Source organism: Moraxella sp. DOX410 (assembly GCF_032248735.1).
Lineage (GTDB): Bacteria > Pseudomonadota > Gammaproteobacteria > Pseudomonadales > Moraxellaceae > Faucicola > Faucicola tetraodonis.
Window position 1 is genome coordinate 2,159,630 of sequence record NZ_CP135138.1, and the last position, 17,504, is coordinate 2,177,133.

Below are 17,504 nucleotides of genomic sequence, written 5' to 3' on the forward strand. Positions count from 1 at the left end.
TGATTTTGGGAATTTGCAACTTTTACGGCTACCAAAAAGCTATCTCATAGCGAGATGGCTTTTTTGTGGCTTTGATAATTACAGCTCGCCAAATTTTAATTGCTGATGCCACAGTTGATAGTCTGGCATGACTCGTGCCACCTGCGCCCAAAATCGTGCCGAATGATTGGGCTCAATCAGATGACAAAGCTCATGCACCAACACATAATCCGCGCAGTCTGGCGGGAATTGCGCCAGCCAAACGGACAAGCGAATGGTTTTGGCTTGGGTGCTACAACTGCCCCAGCGCGTTTTCATGGTGTAGGGCGTGATTCTGCTGGCGGATTTACCCACTTTGTCTTGCCAAAACGCTTGGCGGTTTTGGATAAATTGACCAAGCCAAGCTTTATAAAGACTCGTTAAGGTGCGTGGAATATCCGTTTTTGAAAAATCCGAGTTTTCAAAGTGGCGTTCAAATAAGGCTTGCACTGTCATTTTTTGCCCTTCAAAATAAATGTTGCTTTCAAGGGTCAAATTTGCCAAATCTTTGACATCATTGATATAGGCAGGTTTTTTGGCTTTAAGTTCTTTGAGTTTTCGTTGTTTTTGCTGACAGTCGATTGCCCATGCAAGACGATGTTCAAGCGATTGCATCAGCAGGTGTTGTGGCATACGCATGGGATAAGACACGCTGAGCAAACTGGTAAACGGCGCTTCATCAATCGATTTGATACGAAAGTTGATATGTTTGACCCGTTTGCTTTCAATCGCAAGTTTGATACCTTGCTCAGCGTAGGCGGTGAGTACAGTTTGCATAAATTTTAGCAATTATTGACGCAAGTAATGCTCAAAAATCGCCCCAAAGTCATAATTACGAATGGTCTTTAAACGCTCGCCATAGGCATTTTCTACTTGTGCGACAGTTTGGTTGATGACATCCGGCAAGTTAAGCACCACGTTTTCTGACAGTTCGCGTAAGCTAAACATATTGGTGACGGTATTAAAGGATTTTTCTAGCACCGTTTCTTCATGGGCAATGCGTTTGCATTGCTCGCTAATCGCAGTCAGCGCCTTATAGATGTCGCGGATTTGCTCGATTTGATTTTTGTCGATATCAATCGAAAACGCCATACCGCCCAAGCTAAATTTTAGCTCAGCATCCATATCCATCGTGCCTGCCGTCTCAATCATGATATTGGCGGGCTGAAAATTGCGGTACGGATAGCGTTTTAGCAGGCGTTTTTTACTGGTCGCCGACTGCCCATCAAGGTGGATAAAGGCGACATTGGTAAAGCAATATTCGTCCATTTTTGACTTAATTACAAAATAAATGCGCTCGTTATCTTCGTGAAAAATATAGTCATCAATATCGGTTTGGTTAAACTGACTCGCTGGGATGATTTTACCGATGTCACTTAAACCCAATGCATCTGAGGCAAGATTTTTAAACATAGTCACTTCCTGTTTTATCCATAAAAATTGTTGAAACGCTGTCTGTGCGAAAAACTGTTTTCGATAACATAACACAAATATCACATTGGCAACATAGATGTCATGCTGATTACTGGCTATGATAGCGACATAACACTGATAATAAACAATAAATGAAAATGAAGGAACAAAAATGAAAGCCAAACCAACATCTAGCAATTTGACCGATATTGATTCGGATAGTTTTACTGTGCAATTGGATGATGAATCCTTGTCATCAAGCCATATTGAAGCGGGTGAAAGTGGTTTGACCGCGATTCATCGCCAAAATATTGATGAGCAGCGGATTGATGAATTATTGGTTGAGGATAGCTTTAGCGAAGACGACTATCCGACTATTGGTGATATCGCTGACCCTGATGCCGCAGATGAAAGTTATAAAGACTGATTTTCTGTTCTGAAATTTTTTGTATTTAAATGTCAAAAAGAAACGCCAAAAAGGTTGGTAAGTTACCAACCTTTTTTATCGGCTTGCAGTTAATAAGGCTTGCTATTAATGCGCTTAATAACCTACTTTAAGCCCAAGCTTTAACAATAAATGTTAATACCATCCTTGCAGATTTTGTTGCCACGCTTGCACGTGTGGCAATGCCAATGATTCAAACAAGTCAATATGCGCAGCATCCACATTGAGTGCAGGGATATAATGATAGTCCCCACCGCCATTAGACTGGAATGTCTGTCGATTTTCGACTGCCAACTCTTCTAGCGTCTCTAAGCAATCTGCCGAAAAGGCCGGACTCAGCACCTGCACTGACTTGATCCCTTGCTTGCCCCACTCGGTTAAGGTGACATCCGTATAGGGTTTGACCCATTCTTGCTTGCCAAAGCGTGATTGAAAACTACATTCCCACTCATGACGCTCAAGCCCCAGCACTTGCGCCAAATGCGCTGCCGTACAGCGACAGCGTCTGGCATACGGATCGCCTTTTTGCTCATACGGCTCTGGAATCCCGTGAAAACTCAATAGCAATTTTTCAGGTTTGCCATGTTCAGCTTGGAAGCGTTTGACGCTCTCAGCCAAGGCTTGGATGTATTGCGGATGAGCAAAATAATCTTTGACAAAGCTGATGCTGGGTAAATTACGCTGCTTAAGACCCCATTTGGCGACGACATCAAACACCGCGCCAGTGGTGGAACCGGAAAACTGCGGATAAGCTGGCAATATCACGATTTGCTCTACTTTTTTGGCAGTTAATGCCGATAACACATCCGTTAACGCAGGTTTGCCATAGGTCATGGCAGCATGGACGCTCACTTTGCAAGGCAGTTGATGTTGGTCAAATCGCTGCTGCAACAAGTCCACTTGGGCAAGCGTGATTTTACGCAGTGGGGAATCACCGTCCCACACGCTAGCATAGGCGTGGGCAACCCGTTTGGGGCGACTGCGTAGCACAAACAAGTTTAAGATGATTTGCCAGATAAACTGCGGAATTTCAATCACGCGCGGATCGGACAAAAATTGTTTGAGATAGCGACGCACCGCTGCTTCAGTTGGTGCATCAGGTGTTCCCAAATTCACAAGGACAACGGCAATTTCAGGTGGATTGCTTGGCTTCATAATTTGTCTTTAATCCAAAAAATCATAAAAAAAGTGGGGTTAAGATTAGCATATTTACTAGGGTACGCGTACTGGATAATCACCTGAAATTGCTCAATTATTGCATTTTTTAAGCTATATTTGAATCAATGACAACCTATCCCACCCATCACCAGTAGGGCATCCACTAGGCGAGAATTTTGTTCAGATGATACGGGGCTTTTAGCAGGACTTTTACTTTTAAAGATTGCGTTTTGTGAGGGGCTGCTAGCTGATTCACCGTCTGCTTGGTGGTTATGCTGTTTGGGCTGTTGGCTTTGGTAGCTGTTTGGATGGCTGACCATCGTGTCGCTTGTAACTATACTAGCATTGGCAGCCGAAACCGATGTTGGCTGATGAAACGCCAAATACGTCAATGCCAAAAACCCCGTGAGCGCCAATCCTGTGAGCGATAGGAGTGTATGGTGGGGTGATGATGCTAAATTTGGCATTTGAATTCCAAGTTGTGATAACCCATATAAACCCTTACAATAGCTATACTTTTAATGCGTTATCAATCAAAAATTAGTGAGAAAGCGGGTGAGTACACAGCAACACAAACCACATGCCAAGATTTTACCTGAAGCTGAATTGACTGTCCCCAAAAATTTTGACGACGATCATCCTATTAGTTTTGCCAAATCTGGTGGCAAGTCTGTGGGTATCGTCACACCGCAAAAAATTCATTTTGATACCCCATTGACGCTAGAATGCAATCGCACGCTGCCGTTTTTTGATTTAATGGTGGAAACTTATGGCGAGCTCAACGCCGATAAATCCAATGCGATATTGATTTGTCATGCGCTATCGGGCAGTCATCATGCGGCTGGCTATCATAGCAGCGATGATAAAAAAGCCGGCTGGTGGGATACTTTTATCGGTCCTGGCAAAGCGATTGATACCACGCGTTTTTTTGTGGTGTGTCTTAACAACATTGGTAGCTGCTACGGCTCGACCGGTCCAACCAGTACCAACCCAGAAACCGGCAAGCCGTATGGTCCAGATTTTCCCTTAGTCACCATCAAAGACTGGGTAAAAACCCAAGTCATGCTCTCTGACTATCTCGGCATTGATATCTGGCATGCCATTGTTGGTGGCTCAATGGGTGGTATGCAAGCCATGCAGTGGTCAATTGACTATCCGAGCCGGCTAAAAAAATGTGTGGTCATTGCCAGTACGCCCAAGCTATCTGCGCAAAATATTGCCTTTAACGAAGTGGCACGCCAATCGATTTTATCCGATCCTGATTTTTGCGAAGGACGCTATATCGAGCAAGGCAAAATCCCCAAACGCGGTTTGATTTTGGCGCGTATGGTCGGTCATATCACTTATCTCACTGATGAAGCGATGCGGGTGAAATTTGGACGCGATTTAAAAGCCGGCAAGCTGATGTTCAATTACGATGTAGAGTTTCAAGTGGAAAGTTATTTACGCTATCAAGGTGAGCAGTTTAGTGAACGTTTTGATGCCAATACCTATTTGCTGATGACTAAAGCCTTGGATTATTTTGACCCGGCGCGTGGCGCGATTGCGGATGACAGTCTCAATGATAGCTTGACTGATACCGATGCGCTACGGTTGGCATTGGCAAATACCCAATGTAAGTTTTTAATTATATCCTTTACCACCGATTGGCGGTTTAGCCCAGAGCGCTCACAAGAAATTGTGGATGCGCTAATTGCCAATGGTAAGCCCGTAAGCTATATCAATATCGATGCCGCCTATGGGCATGATTCGTTTTTGTTTGATATTCCAACCTATCGTCAATCGGTATTTAATTTTTTAACCGCTTAATTTAGATTTAATTTTGGATTTAACTTTAGATTTAACGAGAATTGAATGAAAATCGACCATCAACTTGCCGAACGCTGGATCAAACCCAATGCCAAAGTCTTGGATTTAGGCTGTGGTAACGGTGATTTACTCGCGCATTTACAAAACAAATTGGGCGTGTTTGGCTATGGTATCGAAATCGACCAAACTAAAATCAATGACTGTGTTACCAAAGGCGTTAACGTCATTGAGCAAGACTTAAATGATGGATTGGCGCGGTTTGCCGACGCAAGCTTTGACACGGTGGTGATGGCGCGCGCCCTACAAGCGGTCAAAGAGCCCGACCAACTACTTCTCGATATGGTACGTGTTGGCAAAGAAGTGATTGTCACTTTCCCTAATTTTGCGCATTGGCAAAACCGTATTCACTTGGGTATCAAAGGCATGATGCCAATGTCTGAAGCCCTGCCGTTTGCTTGGTACAACACGCCCAATATTCACTTGTGTACCTTTAAAGACTTTGAAAAACTGTGTGATGACAATGACATCCGTATCATCAATCGTTTTGCGGTACAAGAAAGTGAAAAGCCCTACCCTTGGCTACTTGCACAAATTATCCGTAAAAACCCCAACTTACTTGCCGATGTGGCAATCTATCGGGTTACCAAAAACTAAGCTATTTTATCGCTGATTCTATGCCTATGAAGATTTAGTAAGCAGATAAATTACCGCCTAATCTAACAATATGTCACAAAAGTAAAGTCCTATACGACACCAAGTATCGCAAGCCTTGTTTCCCCTGTGAAATATTGTAACAACTGTTTACATTTTCACTTAAATATTTGAAACGCAAAGCAAACAGTGTTAACCTAAAACAATCAAAAGATTGCGTTATCCTATTAAAACATAACGAATGGCTAAATCATTGTAAAATTTAAGATTTTCTGTTAATTCGTTTACCTATTTATTAAGTTTATTTTATCTAAACCTAGGCAAGCTTGCGATGGCTGCAGCTTGATACTCGGAGTTGGTTATGAAATTATTAAAAGTCACCGTATTAACTGCATTTTTAAGCTTATCAGGCGTTGCAAGCGCTGAACTGGTTGCCAATATTCCACTCAATGGCTCACGCTATGACAGCATGGAACCGATGGCATTACTAAGCCAAGCTAAAACTGGCAATCAACAAGCCCAATTCTTCCTAGCCAAACGCTACCAAAAAGGTCTCGGCATTCAGCAAAACTTCCAACAAGCCATCCAGTGGTACACCACCGCCGCCAAACAAGACATTGCACCTGCACAATTAAATCTTGCCATGATGTATATTCGTGGCGAAGGCGTGCAGCCTAATGCTGGGCAAGCGCGTTATTGGTTAGAAAAAGCGGCAAAACTGGGTGATAACCGTGCCAGCTATACCCTAGCCATGCTAGATGAAAAAGAAAAAAAATTGGTCGATGCCTACAAATGGTATGACCTAGCGGCTCGTGACGGCATGCTATCAGACCAAGTACGCACCCGCGCGCAAAGCAAAATCGGTCAATTGGCATTAAACTTGTCATCACAAGATATTGCCACTGCACGTAGCCGTGCGGATTCTTGGTTCCAAAGCAAGTAAATTTAATACAACGAATGTTTGGTTAAGTGTTAACCTAACCATTAAAATCCCTGAGACCCTAGTATTTACTAGGGTTTTTTGTTTTTATGGGTTAAATTAATCAAGATTGCTCGGCGCACATTGATTGTATGAAATCGCGCATTCATGGATTTTTTTGAACAGTTTTATGCGTCAGATACTAGCGCGTTAGCCAAGTAGTTGCCACCCCAGTTTTTGCTACCTTTTTTTGGATATGCCCTATGCCAAACCCTGCCCTACCGTCAAAAAATCAGCTTTGGCTGTTAGTTGCCGCCGCTGCGGTTATTTTATTGATTACGTCTGGGATTCGGCTATCACTTGGGTTATTTATCAAACCGATTGATGCTAGCGCGCATATTGGCATTGTGCCAATCAGTTTTGCCTTAGCGGTGACACAGCTGATGTGGGGCGTGTCACAGCCTGTGACAGGGGCGCTAGCGGATAAGTTTGGCGCATGGCGGGTACTATTGTTCGGCACCTTGCTACTGGCGATTGGCTGTTTTAGTGTACCCTATTTTGTCAGTGCCGGTGGTTTGGTGGTCACGCTTGGGATTTTGGTCGCATTTGGGACAGGTGCGGGTAGTTTTTCAGTGCTGATGGGGCAAGTAGCGAATCAGACCCCACCCCATATGCGCGGCACTGCATCGGGTATTATTAATGCAGGTAGCTCGTTTGGGCAATTTTTATTTGCGCCGATTTTACAAGGGTTAATTGCCCTGCCAGTGGTAGGTTGGACAGGGGCAATGTATTTTATGGCAGGGACAAGTTTGCTGTGTTTGCCGTTGGCCTATTATCTCACGCAGGGTAACAATGTAGGTAAACATGCGCCTGCCGCTTCGTCGGCGGTTGCCAATAACCAAGCCCACGAAACGCTATCACAATGCATTCGACGCGCGCTTAGCGATCGTAACTACTGGCTGCTGCATATCGGCTTTTTTACCTGTGGTTTTCATATTGCGTTTTTGGTCACTCATTTGCCGATGGAAGTGACGTTGGCGGGTCTTGGTAGCAATGTTGCCTCTTGGTCGCTCGCGTTGATTGGCTTGTCTAATGTGGTTGGCAGTTTGTTTGTCGGTTGGTGTGTGGGTCATTTTCGCAGTAAATATATTTTGTTTTGGATGTATTTGAGCCGTACTATCTTGATTGCGATTTTCTTGATGGCACCCAAAACCGCAACGACTTTTTTTATATTTGCGGTTAGCTTAGGTCTAACTTGGCTTGCCACGGTACCCCCGACTGCGGCAACCGTCGGCAAGTTGTATGGGGTCAAATATTTGGCGACCTTGTTTGGATTGGTGTTATTTAGTCACCAAGTTGGTGGGTTTTTGGGCGCCTACTTGGGGGGAATTGTGGTCGATAAATTTGGTAATTATCAGTATATGTGGTATGCCGATATGGCACTGGCTGCCTTAGCTGCTGTGCTCAATCTACCGATTCAAGAGCCGAAAATAATGAAAGCTACAAGCTAATCTGTTGCTTTACTCTCTCTTTAAAATATTGGCGTGATTTTTCATCCAACCCAAGATAGCGATTTTTGCTTAAGGTTAAAAAATTACTATCTTGGTCAACTCCGATAAATTTTCTACCAAATAAATTGGCAGCAATACCTGTTGTCGATGAGCCTGTAAATGGGTCAAGCACGAGATCATTGGCTTTGGTAGACGCCAAAACAATCCTTGACAACAATCCTAACGGTTTTTGCGTAGGATGTTTGCCAAATTGCTTTTCCCAGCTTGATACCGCAGGCAGACGCCAAACATCTTTCATTTGTTTGTCACCATTGAGCGACTTCATTAATTCATAATCAAAGTAATGCGGAATTTTTGGGTTTTTTCTTGCCCAGATTATCCATTCAGTTGAATAGGTGAAATAGCGACAAGAAAAATTTGGCGGTGGATTGGGTTTTTCCCAAGTTATCATGTTTAAGATTTTAAAATTGAGTTGTGATAATACTCGCCCTAGCGTAAAAATATTGTGGTGGGTTCCACTCATCCAAATCGTGCCATTATCTGCCAACATTCGCTTTGCTTGGCTTAGCCAATCATAAGTAAAAATATAGACTTCATTATCATCACTAAATTTATCCCATTCGCCCTTATTAACAGATTGCACCATGCCATTTTTTACCGTTAATCCGTCATTGGATAAAAAATAAGGCGGATCGGCAAAAATCATATTGATAGATTTATCATCGATTGTCGGCAAAATGTGTAAGCAATCACCTTGCAGCAGCGTGAAATCTTGTAGTTCTGATTGATAAAAAATCATTCCATCATATCCGCAATAAAGTGCAACATTGACGCGATATCATAACTCCCTTCTAAAAACCCCATTTCTTCACAACCATCAGGAATGAAAACCGTCTGGTTTTCTAACCGACTATCCAAGCTAAGCATTCGCAAGGTATTCACAATTTTGCCTTTGATGCCTTCATCCGCTAGCCATTCACAATCATCATTGAACTTGTAAGCAACATGCATGTCAATAATTCCAAAATAACACTTATTGTGTGTAGTTAATTTTAATCAATCAGTGAGAATAACGCAATGGAAAATGACATTTTAATCAAGTTTGGGCAAAAAATTCGCCAACTGCGCAAAGCTAAAAATCTCAGTCAAGAGCAGTTAGCAGAACTGACAGGGTTTCATCGTAACTATATTGGCATGGTCGAACGTGGCGAGCGAAATCCTGCGTTAGTCAATATTGAGATTTTTGCTAACGCGTTTGATTTGTCGTTAAGTGAATTATTTGATTTTTAGGATAAATAATGGCAAGACAGCCTAATAGTTTTGGCGGTGGGGCACAAACCAATATTAATGGTCTAACCTTTGAAAGAAACATGGATCTTTTGACAGTGATTGATGCTCTACCTAATTTTCATACGGTAAATAATAAAATTTATTTGAAAAATATTTTGGTCGCTGAACATTTTTCTAAGTATGGCTTGTACAAAAATTACTTATTGCTTAATCAAATAAATTGGCAAGATTTTATTAGCTCTCAATTATTGCCTGATGATGTATTAATTACCCAAAAGTCATGTTATATCATAGAGAAAAAGTTTCAAAATACAGGCGGGTCAGTTGATGAGAAACTGACAACTTTTCCTTTTAAAACCCAGCAATATCAGAAAATGTTTACCCCTTTAGAAAAACAAGTTCATTTTTATTACTTACTAAGCGAATGGTTTGATAAGCCTAAATATAAAGACCCATTACAATATATTCGAGATAATCAATCGGACTACTTTTTTAATGTTGCTGACTTACTTAATAAGATTGTTTGGGAATAAAATTTTACCCAAATAATCATCTTTTAACATTTCAATATTGAGCAAAATATTGTTGCGTTCAAAATAGTCTTGTAATGGATTTTTAGTTGTCAGCCAACCTTTCCCATCGGTCACCCAAATAAAAGTAACCTCCTGAGCCTCCCAAAATCGGCTCATTTCGATATATTCAGTTGCGGTGGATTTTAACTTTGAGCCACCACCGCCATAAAAATTGCACTCGATAAAAAATAACTGCCCATCTTTTTTGATTACAAAATCGATGATTCTCGAAGATTTGTCGACAGCAATATCCATGTCCCAAACGTCTTTAATTTTCTTAGCATTGGCTTGAGCCAAATAAGCTAAATTGTGTTCATGACAAAATATGGCGACAAAGGATTCAACGAGTTTTTCCATCGATGTACCACCACGATTTTTTCGACCGTTGGAATCAAGTCCAACTTCTACACCAATACAATAGTCAGGGATACTTTTAATTTGCTTGGTTTTGATCAATTCCGCAAAACCACTTTCGACCAAGAGATTTACCACATCGTGAATTTTTTCATCTGTGACTTCTTTTAAATTAAAATCAAAATTTTTATAAATAAAAGCCGTGCTATCAATCAAAACTTCAATTGATTTGTCTCGAATTGCCAAAAGAGTGGGTACTGTCTTAATTGTCTTCGGATAAGTCTTAAGAATATCGAACAATGCCGCTTCGATATCTTCTTTACCAATGGCAGTGTTTAACAAATTCAGCTCTTTTTCGATTGGGGTAATATTTTTAAACACCTTTCCCCAGTTCACAAAATAATCAAACTGAGTGATACCTTTTAAATTTAGTGTCTCAATGAACTTTTTAAAATGTTCATCTGCAAACAATTGACTATCCATAACTAATAATTCCGTATTAATAATTCATTGACGGCTTGGCGACTGGTTGATTTTGCCCCAATAGCACGATTAGCCGTTACTCGCTCGATATTAAAATCTTGATAGAGTATGTCGAAGAAATCATCATACTCGCTGTGCGTCGTTGGGTCAGAATTACTTAATAAAAACTGATGCCCCAATTTATCAATTTTTTGGCAAAATTCATGTAGCCGACGTTGCTCACTATCATCAAAAACTTGATGAGAATACGCAGTAAAACTTGCTGTTTCGCTAATCGGGCGATAAGGTGGATCAAGATAAAACCAGCAAGGTAAGTTGTTTGGTAGCGCTTTAATCGTTTGCTCGTAGTCACCCTGTAAAATCACGACTTTTTGCAACGCGTCAGAGACTGCAAGTAATAATGCTTTATCCAAAAAAATCGGTCTTTTATAACTACCTATTGGCACATTAAACTGATTTTTTTTATTAACTCGATATAGCCCATTAAAACTGGCTTTATTCAAAAATATAAATAAACTGGCTTGCTTCACTGGATCAAGATTTCTTTGATTGAAACTTGCACGTTTAGCATAAAAATAAGGCGTTTTTGCATCTTTATCTAACAACTTATCATAATCTCTTTGCAAGTTATCTAACTCAATCATTAATTGTTGAACATCTGCCTTGATAACCTGATAGACATTTATTAGATCTTCATTAAAGTCATTAATAATAAGTTTTTTTAAATATTTTAAGTTAGATAATGCCCAAAAACTGACCGCACCCCCACCCAGAAATGGCTCAATCATGCAGAAATCTTGATTGGCTGTATAATTTGGCAAACGTGCTTGTATATCACCGATGAGTTGTGATTTACCGCCAGCCCATTTTAGAAAAGGTTTAAGTTGAGACATTTTTTAAATTTGAACATCGAATCAAAAAGGATAGGCATTATAGCACAGCCGATTTTTATCCTTTCAATGAACTTCAATGCAAATTGATGTGTTAGAATTTTAAGCAAACCTGTCACTCATTATAAAAATATGCCGACCCTTACCCAACAATCCCCTGCCAAAATCAATTTATTTTTACATATTACCGGTAAACGCCCCGACGGCTATCACAATCTACAAACCGTATTTCGGCTGATAGATTTGTACGATACGCTCACTTTTAGTCATACGGATACAACCATTGGCGACAACTTGCCCGTCACCCTGTCCAATGCCGAGCACGTCACCGACAACCCTGCCGACAATCTGATTATTAAAGCGGCCATTGCCTTATTAGCTTTTGCCAAGAATCATCAAATCTTGAATGACTCGCAAATCGCCCAATTACCGATTGTTGATATTCACCTCGATAAACACATTCCGATGGGGGCAGGCTTGGGCGGGGGTTCGTCTAATTGTGCGACAGCCCTGATGACGCTAAATACCCTATGGCAGCTGGGATTGAGCAATGAGCAGCTACGCCTCATTGGCGCAAAACTGGGCGCGGATGTACCAATATTTATTTTTGGCAAAGATGCCATTGCTGAAGGCATTGGCGATATTTTAACGCCGATTGACTTGCCTGCGCAGCAATTTTTATTGTTAAAACCCGATGCCCATATCAGCACGGCTAAACTGTTCGCCCATCCGCTGCTAAAACGGGACTGTGCAAGCCTTTCTCATGGCTATTTGCAAAGCCATTGTCATGCCTTTACCAATGAGTTAACCGATGACTTTACCAATGTTTTTGAACCTGTGGTATGTGCCTTATCTGCAGACGTCAATGCCGCAATGAAGTTTTTAAGGACGCTTGCCGCCACCACCCACACCACACCGCGCATGACGGGCTCAGGAAGCTGTGTGTTTTTACCAGTACCTAGCGATTTTGATAAAAATAGCATTAAACACTGGCTACAATCCTTACCTTTTCAAGCATATTGGGTGCATACGCTGTAACAAAATTTTGAGAAATCAACAATTGCAAAAATTTTGATGTTTATGCCCAAAAAAAGCTTGCAATTTTATGTTTTTTGGTTAAAATATCGCTTCCAATATAGGGGTATCGCCAAGTTGGTAAGGCACCAGGTTTTGATCCTGGCATCCGTTGGTTCGAGTCCAGCTACCCCTGCCATATTCAAAGATGTACAGATTTTTTTGTGCATCACGTAGTAAAAATTTTGTCATAAAATCTGCGCTGTTCAAGACATTTTACATTGACAAAATTGCCTAAAATCGGTATAGTTCGCACCGTCACAGGGGTATCGCCAAGTTGGTAAGGCACCAGGTTTTGATCCTGGCATTCGTTGGTTCGAGTCCAGCTACCCCTGCCATTTTCTTTACTAACCCATTTTTAGTAGTTGACGTAATGACGTTTTTCTCATCCTAATTGTAAAAGTTAGTTGATGGGTTTTTTTTGTTTGATGAAACCGTCGTTTGTCTAGAAAAATAGGACTCGCATATGCCTTATTTGGCAATTTTTACCGGAAATGCCCATCCAGAATTAGCAAAAAATGTCACCAATCACTTACATATTCCGCTAGGACGTGCCGATGTGACGCGTTTTTCGGATGGTGAAGTCGCGGTTGAAATCCAAGAGAATGTACGTGGTAAAGACGTCTTTATCCTACAATCAACTTGCTCACCGACCAATGACAATTTGATGGAAATCATGGTAATGGCAGATGCCTTGCGCCGTGCGAGTGCAGGTCGCATTACGGCAGTGATGCCCTATTTTGGTTATGCACGTCAAGACCGTCGTCCTCGCTCAGCGCGTGTCCCTATCTCAGCAAAAGTGGTCGCTGATATGCTCAATATTGTGAGCATTGACCGTGTCGTTACGGTGGATTTGCACTCAGACCAGATTCAAGGTTTTTTTGATATCCCTGTAGACAATATTTACGGTACGCCGGTTTTATTTAAAGATTTACGTGAGCAAAAATACGATAACTTGATGGTGGTATCCCCTGACGTGGGCGGTGTAGTGCGTGCCCGTGCGATGGCAAAACAGTTAGGCGATGCCGACATGGCAATTATCGATAAACGCCGTGCCAAAGCCAATGAATCAGAAGTCATGCATATCATCGGCGATGTTAAAGACCGCGATTGCGTGATTATCGATGATATGGTGGATACCGCAGGTACCCTGTGTAAAGCCGCTGCCGCATTAAAAGACCGAGGCGCGCGCCGGGTGGTGGGTTACATCACTCACCCAGTATTGTCAGGTAAAGCAATCCAAACAATTGCAGCGTCAGTGCTTGATGAGCTTGTCGTAACCGATACCATTCCACTGTCAGATGCCGCAAAAAACACGGGCAAAATTCGCCAAGTGACCATTGCCCCTATGCTGGCTGAAGCGCTACGTCGTATCAACAATGAAGAATCATTGAGTGCGATGTTTGATATTATATAAGTTTTGCCATTTTTTAAAAAAGTGGCGCATAACGCATAAATTGGTCGCAAATTTATGCTTTTTTTCACTCGCTAGTCACTTGCCAATCTTTTTAACTAAAGCTTTGTAAGTAGAGCTTTGTAAGTAAAGGCAAAAAGCCAAGTCATACTGACAAGGCACCCATGACTAGCCTAACCCAAGGAAACTCCCATGAGTAACCAAACTTTTGAATTAAACGCTGTTGTACGTGGCGACGAGTTACAAGGTAAAGGTGCGAGCCGCCGCCTTCGTAAACAAAACCTAGTACCAGCAATCGTATACGGTGCGGACAAAGAGCCAGCCTCTATTGCTATCCGTTACAATGAATTGATTAAATCACTTGAAACAGAAAGTTTCTTCTCTCACATTTTGACCATCAACGTAGAAGGTCAAGGTACGGAAGAAGTGGTGATTAAAGCACTACAACGTCATCCAGCTAAAAACACCCCAATGCACGCTGACTTCCAACGTATCGTCCGTGGTCAAGCGATGCACATCACTGTTCCTGTACACTATGTAGGCGCTGAAGATGCACCAGGTCATAAAGCAGGCGGTATCTTTGTATCGAATGCCACTGAACTTGAAATCACTGCCATTCCTTCAAAAATCCCAGAATACTTGACAGTAGATGTATCTGGCATGAACGTCGGTGATTCGATTCACTTGTTAGATATCCAGTTACCTGAAGGCGTTGCCATTCGTGAGCTTGAAGTGACTGAACCGTTTAACCGTACTGTGGCTACTATGCAAGCGCCAACGGTGGAAGTTGAAGAGCCAATCGAGCCAGAAGCAAATGAAGAAGCTGCCGGTACTCGTGATCCTGAAGGTGACGAAGAAGCACGTAAGCTTCAAGCACAAGATGATACCCATGATGCCCCAAAATCTGATGATGAATAATCATTTATCATTTGCCGCTTAAGTTGGAATAATCAGCGTGTCAAAACTGAAACTGATTGTCGGACTTGGCAACCCAGGTCAGCAGTATGCCCAAACACGGCATAATGCTGGCTTTTGGTTTGTGGAGCGTCTAAGCGAGACGTTTAACATCACCATGACGTTGGATAAAAAATTTCATGGTTTGGTTGGGCGTGGCTTAGTGTATGGCATGGATATACGCTTATTGTTACCGCATACTTTTATGAATAAATCAGGGGAAGCGGCGGTGCCGATGGTGAATTTTTATGGCATCCACAATGACGAACTGCTGATTGTTCATGATGAGCTTGACCTTGATGTGGGTCGTATGCGCTTAAAAACAGGCGGTGGTCATGGCGGTCATAATGGACTGCGTGATATCGTGCCACATATCGGCGCGGATTTTCACCGTTTACGTTTGGGGATTGGTCATCCAGGACATAAGTCCAAAGTATCGGGTTATGTGCTTGGCAAACCGACCGCTGATGAGCAAATCGCATTTGACAGTATGCTAGACGCTGCCATGCGTACCCTGCCCGATTTGGTGACAGGTGACTTAGCCAAAGCCCAGCAAGCCATCAATAGTTTTAAACTACCTAATGCCTAACGTTAACCAAAGGACAAGATTGATAAATCTTAGGGTCTATCCTTGAACTTTTATTTTCCTTCCATATATTGATTGCAAGATGGATGAATTTCTCACCTGATATTTCAATCATGTTTAACTTTTATCGAGTTGGTTAATAGCCTCTCATGACTAGCCTGCTCACTTTTACCACAATGACGCGCATCGCGTTAACCTGACAAGGTAAGGAACGATCATGTTATTAACCCTATTAAAAGCCAAACTTCACCGCGCGCGTGTGACCCATTGTGAACTTCACTACGAAGGCTCATGTGGCATTGATAGCGAGTTACTCGACTTGGCGGGCATCCGTGAGAACGAATCAATCGACATTTACAATGTCAACAATGGTAAACGTTTTCGCACCTATGCGATTCGTGCAGAAGCAGGCTCAAAAATGATTTCGCTCAACGGGGCAGCCGCTCACATGGCGGATTTAGGCGATGTGGTGATTATCGCTGCTTACGCGCAAATGGATGAGAAAGAAGCCGACAACCATCATCCACGCTTGGTTTACCTTGATGAAGGTAATATCGTTAAAGACACTGCCAACGTGATTCCTGTACAAGTTTCTTAACACTGCTTTATCTTTACCACAAATGTGCAAATAAATTAGGCGAGTCATTGAATACTCGCCTTTTTGTTGTCTACATTTTTTATCTTTAGACAATGCGTTTGGCTGATAGGTAGATTGATAGGTGGGTTTAAGCGTAAATTTTAACTTACCCGTTTGCTGGCGATAGGTCAGATAGATAGTACCAATGTGGCAGATAACGAAAGTCTTACTCGGCAATTAACAAAGTTTTACTTTTAGTGTCTGTTAATGAAAAAAGCCGAAATTGATTCGGCTTTTTTAAAAAATTAAAGGGCTTAAACAAGCAAAGATAGGCGATTATTTTTCTACGCCAGCTTCTTGACCTTTGTATTTGGCGTTTGCGTAATCCCAGTTGACCAGTTTGTCTAGGAAAGTGTCAACGTAATCTGGACGACGATTACGATAGTCGATGTAGTAAGCATGCTCCCACACGTCACATGTTAATACTGCAACTTGGTTATGGGCTAATGGGGTGTCTGCGTTTGCAGTCTTAATGATTGATAATTTACCACCAACGCTGTCAGCCACTAACCATGCCCAACCTGAACCAAATTGGCTTACAGCCGCGTTTTTGAATTCTTCACGGAATTTTGCATACGAGCCAAATGCTTCTTCGATTTTGGCTTTTAGATCGCCTGTTGGCTCACCGCCACCATTGGCAGTTAGGCAGTTCCAGTAAAAAGTATGGTTCCAAACTTGTGCCGCTTGGTTAAAGATGGTGGCTTTGCTACTATCACCTGCGGTGGCTTTGATGATTTCATCAAGCTCTTTACCTTCAAGACCTGAACCTGGTAGTAGCTCATTTAGTTTGTTGACATACGCCGCATGGTGTTTGTCATGGTGGAATTCTAGGGTTTCTGCACTGATATGTGGCTTAAGCGCGTTTTTGGCGTATGGTAAATCTGGTAATGTAATGTGTGACATGTTATTTTCCTTTTTCCTTCGCTATTGTTGTGATGACTTTATGATAAAAGTAACCACATGCCATTTGTGTGATAAAAGCTTTGTATTAAAAGCGCATATATCAAAACCATATCCAAAATGGCAAGTTGGCTGGGTTTAAGTTATTTATCTATGCTTCATCAAGCTTTATCAAGGGTTAAAAACGCTCACCAATTTTACTATCGTTAGCTTTGTTTATCAACCTTGCTATCATTAGCCTTGATAATATCCTCATAACACATGGGTTATTTTGCCATAAAAATTGGCAGAATTTAACCGTTTCTATAGTGGGGATTTATTATCTTGTGGGGTAAAAATCAATGAGTGCATGCTAATAAGCTGATTTTTAACCCGTTACTTGCTATTTGATGATAGCAAATTATTCAAAAAAAACTGTAGTGGTTT

At 41.8% G+C, this 17,504-nt stretch carries 21 protein-coding genes and 2 tRNA genes; 14 read left to right on the forward strand and 9 right to left on the reverse strand.

What is annotated here, in order from left to right; translation table 11 throughout:
* Positions 1–78: 78 nt before the first annotated feature.
* Together RNZ41_RS09645 and RNZ41_RS09650 are read right to left on the reverse strand one after the other, a co-directional pair.
* The gene (locus tag RNZ41_RS09645) at positions 79–795 is read right to left on the reverse strand and encodes a M48 family metallopeptidase (protein WP_312536295.1); all 717 of its coding nucleotides are present in this window, start codon (positions 793–795) and stop codon (positions 79–81) included.
* 12 nt (positions 796–807) lie between these two features.
* A complete protein-coding gene (locus RNZ41_RS09650; protein WP_095356740.1) occupies positions 808–1,431 on the reverse strand; it encodes a PH domain-containing protein in 624 nt (207 codons plus the stop codon).
* A 172-nt stretch (positions 1,432–1,603) separates the two neighbouring features.
* Here RNZ41_RS09650 and RNZ41_RS09655 point away from each other — a divergent pair, with 172 nt between their 5' ends.
* The gene (locus RNZ41_RS09655; RefSeq protein WP_076775026.1) at positions 1,604–1,858 is read left to right on the forward strand and encodes a hypothetical protein; all 255 of its coding nucleotides are present in this window, start codon (positions 1,604–1,606) and stop codon (positions 1,856–1,858) included.
* Positions 1,859–2,011: 153 nt separating this feature from the next.
* On the opposite strand, the gene hemH is transcribed toward RNZ41_RS09655, so the two are convergent.
* Positions 2,012–3,031 (reverse strand): ferrochelatase, encoded by a 1,020-nt coding sequence (hemH, locus tag RNZ41_RS09660; RefSeq protein ID WP_314027179.1) that lies wholly within the window; start codon positions 3,029–3,031, stop codon positions 2,012–2,014.
* Positions 3,032–3,156: 125 nt separating this feature from the next.
* Entirely contained in the window at positions 3,157–3,501 is a 345-nt protein-coding gene (locus tag RNZ41_RS09665) for a hypothetical protein (RefSeq protein WP_309596894.1), read from the reverse strand.
* Between the two features lie 175 nt (positions 3,502–3,676).
* Between RNZ41_RS09665 and metX the strand changes: the two genes are divergently transcribed.
* From metX to RNZ41_RS09685, 4 genes are all read left to right on the forward strand, one after another.
* The gene (metX, locus tag RNZ41_RS09670; RefSeq protein ID WP_314027844.1) at positions 3,677–4,843 is read left to right on the forward strand and encodes a homoserine O-succinyltransferase MetX; all 1,167 of its coding nucleotides are present in this window, start codon (positions 3,677–3,679) and stop codon (positions 4,841–4,843) included.
* Positions 4,844–4,888: 45 nt separating this feature from the next.
* Positions 4,889–5,497, forward strand: a complete 609-nt coding sequence (metW, locus tag RNZ41_RS09675) for a methionine biosynthesis protein MetW (RefSeq protein ID WP_007117232.1) — start codon at positions 4,889–4,891, stop codon at positions 5,495–5,497.
* 358 nt (positions 5,498–5,855) lie between these two features.
* Positions 5,856–6,437 (forward strand): tetratricopeptide repeat protein, encoded by a 582-nt coding sequence (locus RNZ41_RS09680; RefSeq protein ID WP_050324939.1) that lies wholly within the window; start codon positions 5,856–5,858, stop codon positions 6,435–6,437.
* 239 nt (positions 6,438–6,676) lie between these two features.
* On the forward strand, positions 6,677–7,924 hold the full coding sequence (locus tag RNZ41_RS09685; protein WP_050324938.1) for an MFS transporter: 1,248 nt from the start codon (positions 6,677–6,679) through the stop codon (positions 7,922–7,924).
* Here RNZ41_RS09685 and RNZ41_RS09690 read toward each other — a convergent pair.
* Together RNZ41_RS09690 and RNZ41_RS09695 are read right to left on the reverse strand one after the other, a co-directional pair.
* Positions 7,914–8,723, reverse strand: a complete 810-nt coding sequence (locus tag RNZ41_RS09690; RefSeq protein WP_007117236.1) for a DNA-methyltransferase — start codon at positions 8,721–8,723, stop codon at positions 7,914–7,916. The genes RNZ41_RS09685 and RNZ41_RS09690 overlap by 11 nt on opposite strands.
* Positions 8,720–8,935 carry a hypothetical protein gene (locus RNZ41_RS09695; RefSeq protein WP_007117237.1) on the reverse strand — a complete coding sequence of 72 codons (216 nt, stop codon included), beginning with the start codon at positions 8,933–8,935 and terminating at the stop codon, positions 8,720–8,722. The genes RNZ41_RS09690 and RNZ41_RS09695 overlap by 4 nt, the downstream gene beginning before the upstream one ends.
* Before the next feature lie 66 nt (positions 8,936–9,001).
* Here RNZ41_RS09695 and RNZ41_RS09700 point away from each other — a divergent pair, with 66 nt between their 5' ends.
* Together RNZ41_RS09700 and RNZ41_RS09705 are read left to right on the forward strand one after the other, a co-directional pair.
* Entirely contained in the window at positions 9,002–9,214 is a 213-nt protein-coding gene (locus tag RNZ41_RS09700) for a helix-turn-helix domain-containing protein (RefSeq protein WP_007117238.1), read from the forward strand.
* An 8-nt stretch (positions 9,215–9,222) separates the two neighbouring features.
* Complete coding sequence (locus RNZ41_RS09705; protein ID WP_007117239.1) at positions 9,223–9,747, forward strand: hypothetical protein; 525 nt, start codon at positions 9,223–9,225, stop codon at positions 9,745–9,747.
* On the opposite strand, the gene RNZ41_RS09710 is transcribed toward RNZ41_RS09705, so the two are convergent.
* A complete protein-coding gene (locus RNZ41_RS09710; RefSeq protein WP_007117240.1) occupies positions 9,721–10,623 on the reverse strand; it encodes a type II restriction endonuclease in 903 nt (300 codons plus the stop codon). The genes RNZ41_RS09705 and RNZ41_RS09710 overlap by 27 nt on opposite strands.
* 2 nt (positions 10,624–10,625) lie before the next feature.
* Positions 10,626–11,516 carry a DNA adenine methylase gene (locus RNZ41_RS09715; RefSeq protein ID WP_314027180.1) on the reverse strand — a complete coding sequence of 297 codons (891 nt, stop codon included), beginning with the start codon at positions 11,514–11,516 and terminating at the stop codon, positions 10,626–10,628.
* Between the two features lie 129 nt (positions 11,517–11,645).
* On the opposite strand from RNZ41_RS09715, the gene ispE reads away from it, so the two are divergent.
* The 7 genes from ispE to panD all read left to right on the forward strand — a co-directional run bounded on the left by ispE (position 11,646) and on the right by panD (position 16,139).
* A complete protein-coding gene (ispE, locus tag RNZ41_RS09720; protein WP_076775009.1) occupies positions 11,646–12,551 on the forward strand; it encodes a 4-(cytidine 5'-diphospho)-2-C-methyl-D-erythritol kinase in 906 nt (301 codons plus the stop codon).
* 99 nt (positions 12,552–12,650) lie between these two features.
* Positions 12,651–12,726 (forward strand) — tRNA-Gln (locus RNZ41_RS09725).
* A gap of 123 nt (positions 12,727–12,849) precedes the next feature.
* Positions 12,850–12,925, forward strand: a tRNA-Gln gene (locus RNZ41_RS09730).
* A 128-nt stretch (positions 12,926–13,053) separates the two neighbouring features.
* Positions 13,054–14,004, forward strand: coding sequence for a ribose-phosphate pyrophosphokinase (locus RNZ41_RS09735; RefSeq protein ID WP_065254102.1), 951 nt, complete (start codon positions 13,054–13,056; stop codon positions 14,002–14,004).
* 189 nt (positions 14,005–14,193) lie between these two features.
* On the forward strand, positions 14,194–14,919 hold the full coding sequence (locus tag RNZ41_RS09740) for a 50S ribosomal protein L25/general stress protein Ctc (protein WP_007117245.1): 726 nt from the start codon (positions 14,194–14,196) through the stop codon (positions 14,917–14,919).
* A gap of 37 nt (positions 14,920–14,956) precedes the next feature.
* Positions 14,957–15,544: an aminoacyl-tRNA hydrolase gene (pth, locus tag RNZ41_RS09745; RefSeq protein WP_314027181.1), complete on the forward strand. Its 588-nt coding sequence runs from the start codon at positions 14,957–14,959 to the stop codon at positions 15,542–15,544.
* 214 nt (positions 15,545–15,758) lie between these two features.
* A complete protein-coding gene (gene panD / locus RNZ41_RS09750) occupies positions 15,759–16,139 on the forward strand; it encodes an aspartate 1-decarboxylase (protein WP_036589204.1) in 381 nt (126 codons plus the stop codon).
* 315 nt (positions 16,140–16,454) lie between these two features.
* Here panD and RNZ41_RS09755 read toward each other — a convergent pair whose 3' ends face one another.
* On the reverse strand, positions 16,455–17,081 hold the full coding sequence (locus RNZ41_RS09755) for a superoxide dismutase (RefSeq protein WP_314027182.1): 627 nt from the start codon (positions 17,079–17,081) through the stop codon (positions 16,455–16,457).
* Positions 17,082–17,504: the final 423 nt, after the last annotated feature.